The organism is Parcubacteria group bacterium CG10_big_fil_rev_8_21_14_0_10_36_14, from assembly GCA_002772895.1.
Classification (GTDB): domain Bacteria; phylum Patescibacteriota; class Patescibacteriia.
Map to the genome: position 1 here is coordinate 19,315 of PFCS01000017.1, position 17,171 is coordinate 36,485.

General features: G+C 36.6%; 18 protein-coding genes. 10 read left to right on the forward strand and 8 right to left on the reverse strand.

All coding sequences use genetic code 11. From position 1 onward, the window contains the following. Positions 1 to 8: 8 nt before the first annotated feature. The 5 genes from COU51_01330 to COU51_01350 all read left to right on the forward strand — a co-directional run bounded on the left by COU51_01330 (position 9) and on the right by COU51_01350 (position 4,883). Complete coding sequence (locus tag COU51_01330; protein PIR66929.1) at positions 9 to 1,052, forward strand: rod shape-determining protein; 1,044 nt, start codon at positions 9 to 11, stop codon at positions 1,050 to 1,052. An 18-nt stretch (positions 1,053 to 1,070) separates the two neighbouring features. Beyond that, positions 1,071 to 1,880, forward strand: a complete 810-nt coding sequence (locus tag COU51_01335; protein PIR66930.1) for a hypothetical protein — start codon at positions 1,071 to 1,073, stop codon at positions 1,878 to 1,880. Continuing rightward, positions 1,881 to 2,411, forward strand: a complete 531-nt coding sequence (mreD, locus tag COU51_01340; GenBank protein ID PIR66931.1) for a rod shape-determining protein MreD — start codon at positions 1,881 to 1,883, stop codon at positions 2,409 to 2,411. Between the two features lie 2 nt (positions 2,412 to 2,413). Next, positions 2,414 to 4,369 carry a penicillin-binding protein 2 gene (gene mrdA, locus COU51_01345; protein PIR66932.1) on the forward strand — a complete coding sequence of 652 codons (1,956 nt, stop codon included), beginning with the start codon at positions 2,414 to 2,416 and terminating at the stop codon, positions 4,367 to 4,369. 67 nt (positions 4,370 to 4,436) lie between these two features. After that, a complete protein-coding gene (locus COU51_01350; GenBank protein ID PIR66933.1) occupies positions 4,437 to 4,883 on the forward strand; it encodes a transcription elongation factor GreA in 447 nt (148 codons plus the stop codon). 48 nt (positions 4,884 to 4,931) lie between these two features. On the opposite strand, the gene COU51_01355 is transcribed toward COU51_01350, so the two are convergent. The 8 genes from COU51_01355 to COU51_01390 form a co-directional block, all read right to left on the reverse strand. Next, positions 4,932 to 5,450, reverse strand: a complete 519-nt coding sequence (locus tag COU51_01355; GenBank protein ID PIR66934.1) for a hypothetical protein — start codon at positions 5,448 to 5,450, stop codon at positions 4,932 to 4,934. An 18-nt stretch (positions 5,451 to 5,468) separates the two neighbouring features. Then, positions 5,469 to 6,389: a hypothetical protein gene (locus COU51_01360; protein ID PIR66935.1), complete on the reverse strand. Its 921-nt coding sequence runs from the start codon at positions 6,387 to 6,389 to the stop codon at positions 5,469 to 5,471. 34 nt (positions 6,390 to 6,423) lie between these two features. Beyond that, entirely contained in the window at positions 6,424 to 7,629 is a 1,206-nt protein-coding gene (locus tag COU51_01365; protein PIR66936.1) for a selenocysteine lyase, read from the reverse strand. A 6-nt stretch (positions 7,630 to 7,635) separates the two neighbouring features. Then, positions 7,636 to 8,295 (reverse strand): protein-disulfide isomerase, encoded by a 660-nt coding sequence (locus COU51_01370; protein PIR66937.1) that lies wholly within the window; start codon positions 8,293 to 8,295, stop codon positions 7,636 to 7,638. Next, positions 8,282 to 9,088, reverse strand: a complete 807-nt coding sequence (locus COU51_01375) for a hypothetical protein (protein PIR66938.1) — start codon at positions 9,086 to 9,088, stop codon at positions 8,282 to 8,284. Before COU51_01375 ends, COU51_01370 begins: the two co-directional genes overlap by 14 nt. A 70-nt stretch (positions 9,089 to 9,158) precedes the next feature. Continuing rightward, positions 9,159 to 11,333 (reverse strand): copper-translocating P-type ATPase, encoded by a 2,175-nt coding sequence (locus COU51_01380; protein ID PIR66939.1) that lies wholly within the window; start codon positions 11,331 to 11,333, stop codon positions 9,159 to 9,161. Between the two features lie 92 nt (positions 11,334 to 11,425). Next, on the reverse strand, positions 11,426 to 12,772 hold the full coding sequence (locus COU51_01385) for a heavy metal transport/detoxification protein (GenBank protein PIR66940.1): 1,347 nt from the start codon (positions 12,770 to 12,772) through the stop codon (positions 11,426 to 11,428). Between the two features lies 1 nt (position 12,773). After that, positions 12,774 to 13,082: a hypothetical protein gene (locus tag COU51_01390; protein PIR66941.1), complete on the reverse strand. Its 309-nt coding sequence runs from the start codon at positions 13,080 to 13,082 to the stop codon at positions 12,774 to 12,776. Between the two features lie 106 nt (positions 13,083 to 13,188). Here COU51_01390 and lysS point away from each other — a divergent pair, with 106 nt between their 5' ends. From lysS to COU51_01415, 5 genes are all read left to right on the forward strand, one after another. Then, entirely contained in the window at positions 13,189 to 14,721 is a 1,533-nt protein-coding gene (lysS, locus tag COU51_01395) for a lysine--tRNA ligase (GenBank protein ID PIR66942.1), read from the forward strand. Positions 14,722 to 14,724: 3 nt separating this feature from the next. Beyond that, positions 14,725 to 15,141: a hypothetical protein gene (locus tag COU51_01400; GenBank protein PIR66943.1), complete on the forward strand. Its 417-nt coding sequence runs from the start codon at positions 14,725 to 14,727 to the stop codon at positions 15,139 to 15,141. A gap of 237 nt (positions 15,142 to 15,378) precedes the next feature. After that, a complete protein-coding gene (locus COU51_01405; protein PIR66944.1) occupies positions 15,379 to 15,984 on the forward strand; it encodes a non-canonical purine NTP pyrophosphatase in 606 nt (201 codons plus the stop codon). Positions 15,985 to 15,995: 11 nt separating this feature from the next. Continuing rightward, positions 15,996 to 16,553 carry a hypothetical protein gene (locus tag COU51_01410; GenBank protein PIR66945.1) on the forward strand — a complete coding sequence of 186 codons (558 nt, stop codon included), beginning with the start codon at positions 15,996 to 15,998 and terminating at the stop codon, positions 16,551 to 16,553. Between the two features lie 12 nt (positions 16,554 to 16,565). Continuing rightward, a partial coding sequence (locus COU51_01415; GenBank protein PIR66946.1) for a serine--tRNA ligase occupies positions 16,566 to 17,171 on the forward strand: 606 nt, incomplete at its 3' end.

The window sequence follows — 17,171 nt, forward strand, 5'->3', positions numbered from 1 at the left end:
TAAGCAGTATGATAAAAAATTTTTTAGGCCGTTTTTCTAAAGACCTTGGAATTGATTTGGGCACAAGTAATACCGTTATTTATGTTAAAGATCGCGGAATAGTTATTAATGAGCCATCAATTGTTGCTATAAATAAAAAAACAAATCAAGTTCTTGCCGTTGGTAGAGAAGCTCGGGAAATGGTCGGTAAAACTCCTCCTCATATAGAGACCTGCAAACCTTTACTAAAAGGTATTATTTCTGATTTTGAAGTTACAGAAAAAATGCTTCGTTTTTTTATCAACAAAGTTCATGAGGGAGGGTTTAATATTATGCCACGTCCACGAGTAGTCGTCGGTGTGCCTTTAGAAATTACCGAAGTAGAAAGAAAAGCAGTAGAAGATGCGACTCTTTCTGCGGGGGCAAGAGAGGTTTTCTTGGTTGAAGAGCCAATGGCAGCGGCAATCGGCGCTCGTTTACCGATTGAAGAAGCTGATGGCAACCTAATCGTTGATATTGGCGGAGGTACAACTCAAATAGCTGTTATTTCGCTAAGTGGTATCGTAACATGGAAAGCAATAACAATTGCCGGTGACGAGCTAAATAAAAATATCATTCAGTATGCTAAAGATGTATTTAACCTTCTTTTAGGTGAAAAACATGCAGAGAATATAAAACACAGTATTGCATCAGCCTATAGGTTAAACGAAAGACAACAGATAGAAATGCGCGGTCGCGATCTTGCCTCAGGTCTTCCAAAAGAAATAATTATAACTGACGATCATATTAGAGAAGCGGTTTCGCGCTCCATTAAAAAGATAGTTGAGAATATAAAAAGTACCCTCGAAGAAACTCCGCCAGAACTTGTAGCTGATATATATGAACGTGGATTAGTTCTTTGTGGTGGCGGAGCATTGCTTCAGGGGCTTGATAAGCTTATTGCAGATTTTACTGCTATTCCGGTACGAATTGCTGATGACCCGCTTACCTGTGTCGCAAGAGGCACAGGAGCGCTCCTATCAAACCCTACGCTATTAAAAGAAGTGGCATTGGACGCAGAATACACCCTGTAAAAATGCTCTATTTTATATATGCTTCAGATAAAAAGTAAAACTATAATAATAACAGTCGCAGTATTTGTACTGCTGATTTTTTTAAATTTTCTAAAAGTTTTAGAAACACCAAAACAGATGATATTTTCCATATTTGCTCCAATACAAGCGCAACTTTATGACACAGGGTCAAAGATTAGCAAATATTTTGATAGTGAAAGAGCTACTGCAAATAATTCGGAATTAGAGCTTCTAAAAGCGCAAGTCCGCAGTTTGCTTATCCAAAATGCAAAGTTTAAAATTTTGGGCGAAGAAAATAAAATATTAAAAAAAGAACTTGGTTTTACAAAAGAGCATTCTTTTACCACTGTGTCCGCACGAGTAATTGGCGCTGATTCTTTACGAAACTCTACTCTTTTAATTTTGCAGATAGAAGATATAAATTATAATACAGACGATTTAAAATTAGATATGCCCGTTATAGTGGAAGACGGTATACTCGTAGGAAAAATAATAAAAATAAACGAACGGGAAATATTTATGGCGCCAATTACTGCAAGTCGTAGCGCTGTAGCAGCAACGGTCCTTGGCAACAATTACACCATTGGCGTTGCGGAAGGGGAATCAAGTCTGGCTATAAAAATGGGTATGATACCAAAAACTGAAAAAATTAAGCAAGGTGAGCTTGTGGTAACATCGGGCTTGGAAGAAAATATGCCAAAAGGACTATTATTAGGAACAGTTTCTAGGGTTGACCAAGACCCGCAAAGCCCTTTTAATATTGCCTATGTAACGCCTCTATACGACGTAAAACGTCTCGGAGAGGTTCTTATTATTAAAAGTTATTAAATGCTGAAGCAACTTATAATATTTGCGTTGGTTATCATTGGCGTGCTGACCCAGATAAGCATAGTAAATACTATGCCATTTTTAGAACACATTAATATTGTTCTTCTTTTTTTGATTTACCTTGTTTTATTGAAAAATCCTTTTGTAGTTTTATTCGCTTTTGTATCCGGCTATCTTTTGGATATATATTCTTCTGCAACCTTTGGGCTTAATATCATGGCTTACACTATAGTTGCTTTTATTTTAATATTCATCTATCTAAATTTTTTTAGTTCTTCCCGCATCATACCGATAATTATGGCATTTATCAGTATCTCTCTTTATTATTTTTTGGTTAATTTGGCAATTCTTACTTTGAGTTTCCTGAAAATCATTCCAAAAATAGAAATATGGAGTCAGGCAATATTTATCAATATTTTGTTGGAGATTTTGTGCACAACGATTTTTATTGCCACAATATATATCGTTGGAGCCTTTCTTAAAAAACGATTCTCAAACATATTTATCAAAGGGTCTTTTATAAAAAACTAAGTATGCAAGATGAAGATATTTTTGGCAAAAACAATTTAGGACATCAGAAGTATAAACTGAATAAAACGGTAGATAATAACTGGATAGAATCCAGTTATGGAAAATATTCATGGATAAGGAATACTCCCGAAGATGAGTCAACTGAGTTTTTGGGCGCATCACTGACAAATTTTAAATTAAAGTTTGTAGGTTTTTTAATTATCTTCATAAGTGTTATTCTTTTCGGAAAAGTATTTTATCTTCAGATAGTAAAAGGAAAAGAATATATTGCTATGGCGGAAACAAACCGTATAAGGCAAGTCCCTATTCTTGCTGAGCGAGGAGTTATTTATGACCGTAATCAAAAAGCATTGGTAGGGAATGCGCCAAATTTTTATCTTGCGCTTGTGCCTAATGATTTGCCAAAAGATGGCGTAGCCCGAGCCGAAGCAATAAAAAAAATAGCAGATATTGCAAACCTCCTTCCACAAGAAATAGAGGAACAACTCAGCGCTTTTAAATCATATAATTATCAATCAATTCCTATAAAAAATGACATTTCTTATGAACAGGCGGTTTATTTCGAAATTTTAAATAATACTTATCCTGCTATTCAGGTCAAGACAGGTTTGCAAAGAGAATATAGTATACCGGAAAGCATGTCTCATATAATAGGATATCTTAGAAAAATAACTAAAGATGACCTGGAAAATGATAAATCGTATCTTCCTGTAGATGATATTGGAAAAAGTGGTGTTGAGGCGCAGTATGAGTCTGTCTTGCGCGGAGAATACGGCAAACAACAGATAGAGGTTGATGCCATAGGCAAAGAAGTCAATGTTTTAGCAAAAAAGGATCCTATTCGCGGAAGCGATATAATTATTTCCATAGATAGCGATTTCCAAAATAAAGTTCAAACTATACTACAAAAGCATTTACGGGCTCATGGTCTCTCTCGTGGAAGCGTTATTATAAGCGACGTTTCAAATGGTGAGATAATTTCGATGGTGAGCTCGCCTGCTTATGACAATAATTTATTTTCCGGCAAACTTAGCGTTGATGACTATAAAAAACTTATTGAAAACCCAAACAAACCTCTTTTTAATCGCAGTATCTCGGGAGAGTATCCATCCGGTTCTACGATAAAGCCGGTTTTTGCTGTAGCTGCGCTGGAAGAAAATATAATTACAGAAAAAACAAACTTCAGAAGTTCTGGCGGAATAAAAGTCGGTGAATGGTTTTTTCCGGATTGGAAAATAGGCGGACACGGACTTACTAATGTACGTAAAGCTATTGCCGAGTCAGTAAATACGTTTTTCTATATAATTGGTGGCGGGCTTTTGGATAATACTTTACAAAATTTTACTTTCGAAGGACTTGGGGTTGCCAAACTTGCAGATTATGCAAAAAAATTTGGACTTTCGGCAAAGCTCGGCATTGATTTACCGAGTGAGTCCGAAGGTTTTCTGCCAAGCAAAGAATGGAAAGAACGAGTAAAAAAAGAGTCTTGGTATATTGGAGACACCTATCATCTTGCTATTGGACAAGGAGATCTTCTGGTAACTCCTTTGCAAGTAAACTTTTTTACCCTTGCTTTTGCAAACGGAGGAACCCTATATCAACCACACATATTAAAAACTATTATGGAACAAGATGGTAGCGCCATAGTTAATGAACCAATAGTTTTAAATAAAAATTTTATCAGCCAAAAAAATATAAATATTATAAGGCAAGGGCTACGAGATAGCGTTTTATATGGAAGCTCCAGGGCACTTAGTGACTTAAGTGTAGAAGTTGCCGGAAAAACAGGAACTGCAGAATGGAGGACAAATAAGACCCCACATGCCTGGTTTACTGGCTTTGCGCCATATGACAATCCCAAAATCGCAATTACGGTTTTGATTGAAGAAGGGGGAGAAGGTTCGCAAACAGCCGTACCAATCGCAAAAGAGATTTTGTGGTGGTATTTCAATATGTAAGAGAATGTTGACAGCAATACAAATTTTAGATAGAATATAAAAGCACAACTAATCAATAACTAATTATATGATATATCTAACTCCCGAAGGAAAACAAAAATTGGAAGAAGAAGTAAAGGAGCTTATTTCTAGACGCCCTCTAATTTCTAAAAGAATACAGGTTGCAAAAGATATGGGCGATCTCAAAGAGAATGCCGAATATCATGATGCAAAAGACGAACAGGGTATGGTAGAAGCAAGAATAAGAGAAATTGAGGCAACATTAAATCAAGCAGAAGTAATAAGCAAACGTTCTGGTGACGATATCACCCTTGGCACAAAGGTAAAAATCATCGCAAACGGCAAAGAAAAAGAGATGGAAATCGTTGGCGCAAATGAAGCAAATCCGCTAGAAGGAAGAATATCCAATGAATCACCTATAGGCAAGGCACTGATGGGACACAAAGCAGGTGATAAAGTAGAGATAAAAATTCCGGCCGGCACAGTAATTTACGAAATAAAAGAAATAAACTAAAATCACCCCAAGGGGTGATTTTTTGTATAACTAAAAAATAAGGAGATGCTAAAAAAAACTACTCAAGATAAATAGGTCAATCGCAACAATCAAAATTTGCAACCCAAAACCAATATAAAAAAATTGCATAGAAAGAGGCCAATGAAAAAATGAGTGGACTTTGTGAAAAAGAAACCCAATCCTTGTCTTTCTAAACTTATCTTTCCAAAATGGTGAAGTATCAAGAATATCGGGAAAAAGACCTCCTATAGCGCCAAAAATCATCGGTGGCCAAAAATAAACAGGTATATTAGCCGCAAAATACAAAGCAATAAGCAACGTGACGGAGATATCAATAAGCAAAATTATCCAATCGCGTTTAATCTTAAATTTTTTCTTCTTCTCTTTGTAACACGCTCCTAGCCACGTTGGACCATTGTCTTTTTCCATGTAAAAGCTACCTTGGTCAAAATGTGGTAATGCATCAAGAATATGATGAGACAACCAACCACCAAAAAATCCCAAAATAGGATTCCCGGTCAAAAAGCCAATTGTCGCCCCTGTAATTGCGTGAGTGGTAAAAAGCATATGGTATATGATGTTGTATTATTTATTTAACGCTCTCTTATAGACTCTTTCCGGTTTAGGACCAACAAAAGCCTCTCCATTTATAAATATTGTTGGTGTACCATAGATACTGGTTTGTTTTGTTTCTTCAAGCATCTCAAAAACCCTATCTTTTATCTCTTCACTTTCTGTGCATTTTCTTATTTCCTCAACATCAAGACCTAAACTTTGGATAATACCATCCGTAAAACTTGAGTTAGCGATTGCACTTTTTTCGGAAGAAAATATCAAATCATTAAACAGCCGAAGCTTTCCCTCGTCTTCTTTTTGTACACAATAACCATAAGCGGTTAAGTAATTAGTTTCAGTTTTTACCGGAAAATGAATGAAAACATAATCGACACTATATTTATCTAGCAAATTATTAATTATAGGATATGCTTCTCGTGTATAATCACAAGAATAGCACCCGATAAACACAATCTCATTTTTTGCCCCAACATTTGTATGGGGGAAAAGAGACAAATCAACATCTTTTAAAGACAGTCCTGACTCTTTTGGCGCTTCTGCAAAACATTCTTCACCAATAGCACTTATTTGATTATTTTTTCCAGTTGGATCGAAAACGCAAAAACCCGAAGCATTTAATCCATTGCAACTTCCGTAGGCATAGTAGTTCCAAACACTATTTCCAACCCAAATAATACTCAGAATACTTAGAAGGATAAATATCCAAGACAATAACTCAAAATATTTATTAAAAATTCGCGCTAAGAGGGGAGTACGGTTTATAAGCTTTGACAATATCATTCCTTTAAACTTTTCGCGAAATGTAACGATGCAGGGACGAAAAGTAACACGTCTAAAAACACACGACCCGGCTTCTTTTGCCAATTCGCGGTGTGTAGCGCTAAATATTCCCAAAATTCCAAATAAAATAAAACCCACTAAACAAAACATAGAAAATTAATTTTCAATTATGAATTACAAATTATCAATATAATTTTAATATTTTCTCGAGAGTATTAACAAATTTCTCTGCTTCTTCTTCTGTGTTATAAAAATAAAATGATGCGCGCAAAGCTCCGTCAATTTTATTTTTATTAAACCATGAATGGACACAAAATTGACCGGAACGGACCGCAATATTGGCGATATTATCAAACAAAACGCCAATTTCCGCTGATTTTCCGCTTATATCCGAGCAACGCATTGTTATTATACCCGATCGCATTTGCGGGTCTTCTGGTCCAATAATTTTTATCCTATCGATACCGCATATGGCATCAGTTATAATTTTATTTAACCTATACTCTTGCGCTTCAATATTTTTATATCCAATTTTTTCAATATACTTTATAGCTTCTCCAAGGCCTAAAATTCCTGCATAATTTTGTAATCCCGCTTCAAGCCGTTCCGGTAATAGCAATAGTTTGTATCCTTCGTGTGTAGAATCTAAAACTGCGCCTCCGCCAACAAAAATAGGATTTAACTTCTCTAATAGTTCATATTTTCCATACAAAACGCCGATTCCCGAAGGCCCGCACATTTTATGTCCGGAAAATGCCAAAAAGTCTACGTCCATTTTTTTTATGCTTACTTCTCTATGCGGAACCGTTTGCGCGCCATCCAATAAGACTAGGGTGCCATTTTTATGGGCAATTTTTATTATTTCTTCCGCAGGAATCGTTGTTCCATCCAAATTAGATGTCATCACCATTGCAACTAATTTTACACCCACAATTATCTCTTTAAACTTTTCTATATCGAAACTATTATCTTCGCGAGAGGGGACTGTTTTGTAAACAATTCCACGTTCATGCATCAGCTTTAGCCAAGGCGTTAAATTGGAATTATGCTCTTTATCTGTCCCTAAAACAACATCACCCTTTTTCAGGTCCAATGAATTGGCAACAATATTAATCGCCTCTGTAGTATTTTTAGTAAATATAATTTCTTCACTTTTTTTTGCTCCAATAAAACGAGCAATATTCTGTCTAACATTTTCAATATCTTTTGTTAATCTGTCCGCTATCTTATATGCGCTTCTTCCAGCGCAAACAGGATATTCATTATAATATTTGTTTATTGCATCAACAACCGGTTGCGGGCGAAGCGTCATACATGCGTTATCAAAATAAACCAGATTGGGCTGGTTTTTGAAAATTGGAAAATCTTGTCTAAAATTATCTAAAACCATAACTTTTTATTTTTGAACTACGCCCAAGTCCATTAACTTTCTATCTACGATTCTTTTTATAGATAGATATGACCCGGCTCCGCTTACTTTCTCTCCATTTATAACATAAGTTGGAGTAGAATTTATTTTACTTGCTCTTGCTTCATCAATATCAGAGAGAATTTGAGACTGATATTTATTACTATCCAAGCAAGAATCAAATTGTGAGCCATCTAATCCTAAATCACGTGCCACTCTCTTCAAAAACTTGCTATCATATGTGCTTGCTCCTTCAGCGCCCTGAACTTCGAATATTTTGTTATGAAAATTATAAAATTTTCCCTGCTCTTCCGCGCAAAGAGCGGCATTTGCCGCACGACGCGATACTTCTCCCATAAAAGCAAAGTTTTTATACACTAGCTTTGCTTCTCCATTTTCTATATAATCTTCGATTAAAAATGGAACAATAGAAGATTCAGCTAGTTTGCAGGCGCTACATTGATAATCAAAATATTCCACAATCTCTACAGGTGCGTCATCATTGCCGATTTGAGGATTTTTTATTGTCGCTTGTGATATATTTCCTGTGCATCCCGCACCCGTCAAAACCAAGGCCATCAACAAAATAAAAATTTCTTTTATTTTAGATGTCATAAAAAATAATTGATATTTTCTATAATGCAGCATCAACAACCGGTTTCATTTCGGTATAGCTATAGGCTCCGCTAAAGTTTGTTGTATTAACAAAAAAACTTGGAGTGCCTTGAAAACCCAATTGCGCCGCTGTATTCATATCTTGCACTAAATTATTGTCATATTTCCCACTCTCTAGACATGTTTTCATATCATTATAGCTAACAACAGATTTTAGTAAGGTTGCAACTTTGTCTACTTTAGCGCTTGCATCCAAAGTTGTATCATTCAAAATAGCATAACCATTTGCGGACATTAGCAACTCATGAGCTTGCCAAAACTTTCCTTTTGCATTGGCGCAATATAGAGCTTTTGCTCCAACCTCTCCATTATTATGACCATTTGCGTAAAGCCAGACAAAAGAGGCTTTGCCTTGCTCAACCAGCTTTTTCATCTCTGCAACTGGCGATACATAAGTTCCTCCATCGGCAACCAATATAAATCTGTCGCCCGCCTGCTGGTTTAAAGAAGGATTTAATCCTGAGGCAATACTACAATACGGACAGCTCGGATCGGAAATCTCTACAAAAATAAGCTTGGAATCTTTTTTTCCAATAGTTATATTTCCTCCGGTAAAGAGCGCCCTTAAGCTATCCATTGTTACGGTTGGTTTTGTCTCTGCTCCGGTTTCTTGGGTTGTAGCTACGGTTGGGGTAGTCTCTGCCTCCGCCTTTACAAAATCCTTTGTCTGCAAAAACCTTCCGCCATATCCCAACATCAATCCAACAGCCAAAGCACTAACCACAAAAAGAGTAGTTTTATTTATTTTTATTGTTAGTTCTTCCATATTTTATATATTATATTAATTTTTAAATATTAAATTATCATACCATATTTATAAAAATCAAGCAACCCATTTAGTCAAGCTTTTTTCTTTTTAAGAATAATGAATTTAGCACTACCGAAACACTTGACAAAGCCATTGCCAAGCCCGCTAATTCCGGTCGTAAAAGCCCTGAAGCGGCGATAGGTATTCCTATGCTATTATAAAACAATGCCCAAAACATATTTTGTTTTATTTTTGCCATAGTCATTCTGCTAAGACGTATTGCTCGTCCGACATCGGCAATACTGTCTTTTACGAGAATAATCCCACCTGTTTCAATAGCAATATCAGCACCAGCCCCCATAACAATACCTAAATCGGCTTGAGCTAAAGCAGGGGCGTCATTTATACCATCACCGACCATTGCCACTTTAGTACCTCTTAATTGAAGTTCTTTTATCTTGTCAGCTTTTTCACCGGGCAAGACTTCTGCCATTATATTTTCAATTCCCGCCTGTTTACCGATAGCTTTTGCTGTACGTTCATTATCTCCGGTGATAAGCCATATATCTATGCCATATTTTCGCAAAACAAGGAGCGCCTCCTTTGTCCCTTTTTTTAAAGTATCAGAAATAGCTATGAGCCCCGCTACTCTACCGTCTAGCGCCGACATAACAACAGTCTGTCCCTGTTTTTCTAAATCTTTTTTTTCTTTTTTTATATCTTCTGAAATTTTAATTTTATTTTCAATCAAAAATAATTCTGTTCCAATTAATATTTCTTTTTCTAAGACAACACCTTTTGCGCCCTTTCCTAAAATAGCTTTAAAATTTTTCGGCTCTTCAATAGTTACTTTTTTTTGTTTTGCAAAATTTACAATTGCTTCTGCCAAAGAGTGTTCAGACACAGATTCTAAAGAAGCGGCCATTTCAAGTAGCTCTTTTTCTTTTATGTCGTAAGTTATTACCTTTGTTACATTGGGCTTACCTTCCGTTAAAGTTCCGGTTTTATCAAAAACAATCACATTTATCTTATTTGCAACCTCAAGCGCTCCGCCATTTTTAATTAAAATCCCATTTTGCGCGCCCCGCCCGGTTCCTACAATAATAGCAGTCGGGGTCGCAAGCCCCAACGCGCACGGACACGCAATAACAAGCACCGCTACGCCCGCAAGAAGCGCAAAAACAAAAGACGCGGATAAAACAAAATACCAAACAGCAAACGCAATTATGGCTATCGCGATTACAACGGGGACAAAATAAGAAGAAACCATATCGGCAAAACGCTCTATTGGCGCTTTTGAACCCTGCGCCTCTTCCACCATTTTAATAATTTGCGCGAGTAAAGTTTCTTTTCCGACTTTTGTCGCCTTAAATCTAAAGCTTCCGGTTTTATTTATAGTGGCGCCAAACACAGTGTCTCCAACTGATTTATCCACAGGGATACTCTCACCGGAAATCATTGACTCGTCTATGCTGGATTGTCCGCTTACAATTATTCCGTCAACAGAAATTTTTTCACCCGGCTTTACTATTATTACATCACCAATGCGGACATCTTCAATTGAAACTTTGATTATTTCGTTTCCACGGACGACATTTGCTGTTTTCGCCTGAAGCTCAAATAATTTTTTAATCGCATCGCCCGCTTTTCCTCGCGCGCGCGCTTCCAACCAGTTTCCTAAAATGACAAAGGTTATTAAAAGAGACGATGTTTCAAAAAAAACATCACTCTTAAGCCAAAAAGTATTAGCTACGCTGTAAGCGTAAGCCGCGGTTGTGCCCATTGCGATAAGCATATCCATATTGGCGGACTTATTTTTCAAAGCATAATAAGTCCCGCGATAAAACCGCCACCCAATAACAAATTGCGCAATTGACGCCAAAATAAATTGCGCGAACATACTTTCAAAAGATTTATTTTTCAAAATCATTGATAGCACAATAATCGGTATTGATAACATCAACCCAAGAATAAAAGCGTTTCGTTCGCGTGGAGAATGTTCGTGTTCGTGAGAATGCCCCTTCATCTTCATTTTATGTTCTTTGGGCATTTCATCAGAAGAAACTTTGTATCCGGCTTTCTTTACAGCAGAAATCACTTCTTTTTCAATATCTTTTCCTTCATATTCCACTCTCATTTTCTCATCCGCAAAATTAACATCCGCTTTTTTTATCCCAGATATCTTTTTAACATTTTTTTCAATTATTTTTGCGCAAGATACGCAATGCATACCCTCAATTTTTAAAATCTTTTTTTGCAACATAATATATTATTAATTTTTATTGGCGATCGTTGTGCGAGCGAAATGAAAAAGTACTCTTTTTCATTTCCGAGCTGAAAGCACGAAAGTACTCTTTATTCAACTACGATAAATTTTCCCCAAACCATTTTCATCCAACAACTAAATTTTATCTCACCAACTTTTTTAGGCGTAAACTCAATAATATTCTCGCCATATTTTAGTTTCTTCCTTATATTATACTCCGGCATTATTATTTCGTTTGTGCATCCGCTCATCTGCTTTACATTTATAATCCACCTGGCAGGCACGCCCCTTTTTATGTACAATAAATTAGGAGAATATCCGCCAAACGTTAAATCCATTTTTACGGTCTGAAACCCTTTTGCATCTTTATCTGTTGTGTTTAAAATTTGACTGGTAGTTTGACGAGGGACTATGCTTCCCATTCCATATCCAAAATTAACAAATCCGCGGTTCAACATAAAAACTCCCAAAATGATAACAATTATTCCAGAAATTTTTAAAGCATATTTTATCTTCTCTTGGCTGATAAGAGAAATAAATTTTCCAAAACCAAACATTAAAGGAACTGTTCCAAGAGCATATATCCCCATTGATAAAGCGCCCCGCATTATACTTCCGGATGCCAAAGCATATAATTGCATAGCTTGCAAAGGACCGCAGGGCATAAGCCCATTTAAAAGTCCAACGATAAACGGGCCTTTTGGTTTTTTAGCGCGTTTCTGACTAAATAAAAAACGCGCGATGAATAATGGGGTTTTTAATTTTATTTTATCAAGCCACTTAGAATTGGTTACCAAAGACAACCCCATTAAAATCATAAATCCTCCTGCCACTAATGTGACAATGCCTGTAAATGTCGGGTTTATCGCAAAAAAAGACCCAAACCCGCCTAAAACACCGCCAATTAATGAATAAGAGATTACTCTCCCAAGATTATATTGAAAGTGGGGGAGAGAAGACGCTTTTCCGTTATTTTTTATCTGATGCTTAGTTGTATATGCCACTACCAATCCTCCGCACATTCCAACACAATGAAAGCTAGCCAACAGACCAATAATAAAAATCAGCCAATATCCAATATTATTTTCGTTTAATCTTGAAAGAACGCTCAAATAACCCAAATTTTTTATCAAAAAATACCCTACAACAAAAACCAGCAATAAAATTACGGCTATAACCATATTGTTGGAAATTCGGATTTCCAATCCTTTTTTCTCCGATGAATTTTTTACCACTTTATAGTTTAATTTTTCAATAGCCTTAAAAATACGCTCTTGTGATATCTTTGCGTCATCAAACTCCAAATCGCATTGACCTGTCGCATAGTCAACAGAAACAGCTTTCACACCCTCTCGCGCTCCAAGTTCTGTTTCAATTAGCACCTTGCAACTTTCACAATGTAGACCTTCAATTTTTATTTTAATTTTTTCAAACATACTACTTTCCGGCCAATTTTGTAACCTTTAATATTTCTTCTATCATCTCCTCTTTTCTTTTTTGGCTTGCAGTACCTATCGCTTTTTTAAAACAAGTATCAAGGTGCCCTTCCATAAGCATCTGATGAGCTGATTTTAAAAGTCCGATGATTGCCAAATTTTGTTGCATTATATTTATGCAATACTCATTTTGCTCGGACATATTTATTACTTTGGCAAGCAAGCTTTGCGCTTTTTTAAAATTAATAAGCGTCTTTTGTTTTTGACCTGACATAATTTTATTTTTAATTATTAGTTTATCAATACCCATACCATAGGTATAGATATATAGTATTATACTATAAAAACATTGTCAAATTTAGTTTGACAATCCTTTAAACGAAGCGTAAAATATTTATATAAATAATATAAAAATTATGGAAAAAAACATCAAGTCAACTGACGAAGAAGTCGCCCGTTTGCAAAAATTAAAAAACTTTACAGAAGCCGGCATAGAGCCGTACCCGGCAAAATCCACAAAAACGCTGGACATCAAAGATGCTCTAGCGGATTTTGAGAAACTGGAAAAAAAGAATAAAAAAATACAGCTTGTCGGACGTGTTCGCACGCTTAGAGTTCACGGGGGATTGGCATTTTTAACAATAGAAGACGAAAGCGGACAAATTCAAATAGCGCTTCAGAAAAAAAATCTAAAAGAATACAAAACCTATACAAACAATCTTGATATGGGTGATTTTATTGAAACGCGCGGAACGCTTTTTCTAACGCACAAGGGCGAAAAAACATTAAACGCAAACAATATCCGTCTTTTATCAAAAGCCCTTCTTCCGCTTCCGGAAAAGTGGCATGGCTTGTCAGACACAGAGATTCGCTTCCGTCAAAGATATCTTGATATGTTAGCAAACCCATCGGTCCGCCACACATTTCATACTCGTAGTATTATTATAAAGGCAATCCGTTCATTTTTGGACGATAAGGGGTTTTTAGAAGTTGATACGCCTATTTTACAACCGCTTGCAGGCGGAGCAACAGCAAAACCGTTTAAAACCCACCATAACGCTTTAGACATTGATTTATATTTACGCGTCGCGCCCGAGCTTTACTTAAAACGCTTGCTTGTCGGCGGTTTTGAAAAAGTTTACGAGGTCTCCCGCTGTTTCAGAAATGAAGGCATTGACCACTCCCACAATCCAGAATTTACGCAAGTGGAATTTTACTGGGCATATAGCGACTACGAACAACTGATGAAAATGACAGAAAAATTTTTGGAATATATAGCTCTGTCATTGCGAGGAGCGCGTACCCGCGCGACGCGGCAATCCCTCCAGTTTGAATTTGATGGAAAAAAGTTTTCATTAAAAGCTCCATACAAACGAATAACTTTCCGCGAAGCGATTTTGAAAACCGCAAAAATTGATATTGATAAGGTGCGCGACAGGGACGAGCTGGCAAAACTTGCCAAAAATGCCGGCGTAAAAGTAGAAAAGTCCGATGGATATGGAAAAATTTTAGACGAAATATTTAAAAAACATTTTCGCGCCAGCGTTACAGAGCCAACTTTTGTTTATGACTATCCGATAGAACTGTCACCATTGGCAAAACGAAAAAGTTCTGTCATTGCGAGCGAAGCGAAGCAATCCCGCGAAAGCAAGGCAGAGCTTACCGAGCGTTTTCAGCTTCTTGTTGCCGGCACAGAGCTTTGTAATGCCTTTTCCGAGTTAAATGACCCACTAGACCAAGAGGCTCGCTTCAAAGAACAGGAGAAAGCTCGCAAAGCAGGGGATGAAGAAGCGCAACCAATGGATAAAGATTTTGTTACTGCCTTGCGTCACGGTATGCCTCCTGCTTCAGGATTTGGAATGGGTATAGACCGCCTGGCAATGCTTTTAACAAATAATCATAGTATTAAAGAAGTAATCCTTTTTCCGACCTTACGCCCGGAAAAATAAACTATGGATAATTTTTTCACTTGGGCATTAGTTATTTTTCTTAATTTCATCACATACTTTATTGCAAGATTTGGTATTATTAGTAATGGTAAAAATGCCCAGCAAATCTACATTCTTGGTTTAATTTCTCATCTATTAAGTTTTGCCTATGGATTTTATAAACTTGGTTTTTGGGGATTTATCATTTTACTACCAGTATCATATTTTTTTGTACGAACGATAGTAACGCTTTTGATAGATCGGTTAGAGAATATACTATATCCCAACAGAAAACAAATTTTTGAAAAATGGGCAAACAAGCTAAATAAAAATCCTGGTGATATAAAAGAACAATTTCACATAGATAGGTTCAAAACTGACGATGAAAAAATTGATGAAGCGTGGAAAAAACACTTTGGAAAATCTTTTTTCAATAAGTAATAAATATGGTTATATGATTTAAATAACAGTGTTTATTAAGTATATAAAAAATATGGATAAGATCAAATGCCCCAAATGTGGATCAACATATGTGATACCAGATAGCGTCTACGGACATAATATAAAAGAAGGGGGAAAGGCGGACACGCCAGAAACAATAATAAGACAGCCCAATCAATGTCGTGAAGAAAACTGTGGACATAAATGGGTTGATAATAAATAAAATGTTTTTAATACATGCCCTTACTCATTGCCACAAAAAATGTCGCTAAGGCCGATGACTACAAAAGAATTTTGCAGGAATTGGGCTTGCCCATTCACACTCTAAAAGACCTGGGCATTCAGGAAGATGTTGAAGAAACCGGAAAAACATTGCTGGAAAATGCCTGCAAAAAAGCCAGCTTTTACGCGCGCCTTACCAAAATGCCGGCCATTGGCGATGACACGGGATTTGAAATTGACGCGCTGGGAGGCGAACCGGGGATTTATGCACGCAGATGGCCGGGATATGAAGCAACGGATGAAGAATTGCGGGAAATGGCGCTAACCAAGCTAGGGCAAACGCCATACGAAAAACGGGTCGCCCGCCTTGTGATGTATGTGGCGCTCTCAAACGAGAAAGGCGAGATTATCACCACCCGCACCGGAAAAATTGAAGGGTTGATTCCCGCGCGGGAAAATTGTTCCCAAAAACGTGATCACGGCTACCCATATCGTTCAATTCTTTATATTCCACAATTAGGAAAACTCTTAATTGACGCCACGGAGGAAGACAAAGAAAAATTCCAATACCGTCTGCAAGCCATGCGCGAAATCCTGCCGGAAATTAAAACATTACTCTAACACCATACAATATGGCACGTGCCTATAAAAATTTTTGGAGCTTAAATACTGATGAAGCTGTTGTTGCCGGAATTTTAAGAGATGAAACCGATAAAAACATAGAAGTATTTTTACCCCTCAATGCACAGATGAAAGATATCGATTTACTTCTTATTAATACCGGAAATAAAAAAAAATTATCCATTCAGGTAAAGGGAAGTAGGGCATATGAGCCCACAAAAAAAGAAACTGAAAAATTTGGCGATGGTTCTTGTGGCTGGTTTTTCTTTTTAAAAGATATCATAGAACGATCTACGGCCGATTATTTTATTTTTTTAGTATATGTCATCGAACAAAACCCACGAACAGGTCGCAGAACTCTTAGTCCGCACACAATAACAGTCCCTACACATAAAATTAAAGAATTATCAAAAAATAACAAATCGACCCACGGCAACAATATGTATTGTTTTTATTTTTGGATAAATCCGGAGGAGAAAAAGGCGTTTGATTTTAGGGACACTATCTATGATGTAAGTGAATTTTTAGATAAAGAAGGATTTAAAAAATTAAATAATCATTTAAAATAATTTATTTTATCTATGTTAGACATAAAATTCATCCGAGAAAATGCGAAATTAGTAAAGCAATCCATAAAAAACCGCAACAAAAAAGCTGATGTGGATCAAATTTTGGAATTGGACAAAGAACGGCGCGAACTGATTGCGAAAATTGATGAAGAGCGCATGAAAGCAAGGGCACAAAGAGTTGGAAATTTGGTACAAGATATAAAAAATAAAGTAGACATGAAAACTTTAAAGAAAAGACAAATACTTTTTAAAGTACTGCACAAACAAAAACAAGAAATAAAAAAACTGGAAGAAAAGCTAAAAGCAACAGAAGAACTGCTAAAAATAATGATCCAAGACATACCAAACATTCCGCAAGAAGATGTTCCGGTTGGCGTGGACGAATCCGCAAACAAGCAAGTCCGCAAAGTTGGTGCCGTGCCAAAATTAAAAAATCCGAAAGACCATGAAGAACTTGGCAAAGCGTTGGATATCATTGATACCGAACGCGCGACAAAAATTTCCGGCTCACGCTTTTGTTATTTAAAAGGTGCGTCCGCCAGTTTGCAATTCGCTCTTATTCAATACACGCACGACCTATTGGTTAAAAAAGAAAAATTTGTGCCGATTATTCCGCCG

Excerpts from the sequence above, each read along its gene's own strand:
- COU51_01335 (PIR66930.1), top strand. The coding sequence starts at position 1,071 with ATGCTTCAGATAAAAAGTAAAACTATAATAATAACAGTCGCAGTATTT.
- COU51_01360 (PIR66935.1), bottom strand. The coding sequence starts at position 6,389 with ATGTTTTGTTTAGTGGGTTTTATTTTATTTGGAATTTTGGGAATATTT.
- mreD (PIR66931.1), top strand. The coding sequence starts at position 1,881 with ATGCTGAAGCAACTTATAATATTTGCGTTGGTTATCATTGGCGTGCTG.
- COU51_01355 (PIR66934.1), bottom strand. The coding sequence starts at position 5,450 with ATGCTTTTTACCACTCACGCAATTACAGGGGCGACAATTGGCTTTTTG.
- lysS (PIR66942.1), top strand. The coding sequence starts at position 13,189 with ATGGAAAAAAACATCAAGTCAACTGACGAAGAAGTCGCCCGTTTGCAA.
- COU51_01410 (PIR66945.1), top strand. The coding sequence starts at position 15,996 with ATGGCACGTGCCTATAAAAATTTTTGGAGCTTAAATACTGATGAAGCT.
- COU51_01385 (PIR66940.1), bottom strand. The coding sequence starts at position 12,772 with ATGTTTGAAAAAATTAAAATAAAAATTGAAGGTCTACATTGTGAAAGT.
- COU51_01365 (PIR66936.1), bottom strand. The coding sequence starts at position 7,629 with ATGGTTTTAGATAATTTTAGACAAGATTTTCCAATTTTCAAAAACCAG.
- COU51_01375 (PIR66938.1), bottom strand. The coding sequence starts at position 9,088 with ATGGAAGAACTAACAATAAAAATAAATAAAACTACTCTTTTTGTGGTT.
- COU51_01390 (PIR66941.1), bottom strand. The coding sequence starts at position 13,082 with ATGGGTATTGATAAACTAATAATTAAAAATAAAATTATGTCAGGTCAA.
- COU51_01380 (PIR66939.1), bottom strand. The coding sequence starts at position 11,333 with ATGTTGCAAAAAAAGATTTTAAAAATTGAGGGTATGCATTGCGTATCT.
- COU51_01350 (PIR66933.1), top strand. The coding sequence starts at position 4,437 with ATGATATATCTAACTCCCGAAGGAAAACAAAAATTGGAAGAAGAAGTA.
- COU51_01330 (PIR66929.1), top strand. The coding sequence starts at position 9 with ATGATAAAAAATTTTTTAGGCCGTTTTTCTAAAGACCTTGGAATTGAT.
- COU51_01370 (PIR66937.1), bottom strand. The coding sequence starts at position 8,295 with ATGCTGCATTATAGAAAATATCAATTATTTTTTATGACATCTAAAATA.
- mrdA (PIR66932.1), top strand. The coding sequence starts at position 2,414 with ATGCAAGATGAAGATATTTTTGGCAAAAACAATTTAGGACATCAGAAG.
- COU51_01405 (PIR66944.1), top strand. The coding sequence starts at position 15,379 with ATGCCCTTACTCATTGCCACAAAAAATGTCGCTAAGGCCGATGACTAC.
- COU51_01400 (PIR66943.1), top strand. The coding sequence starts at position 14,725 with ATGGATAATTTTTTCACTTGGGCATTAGTTATTTTTCTTAATTTCATC.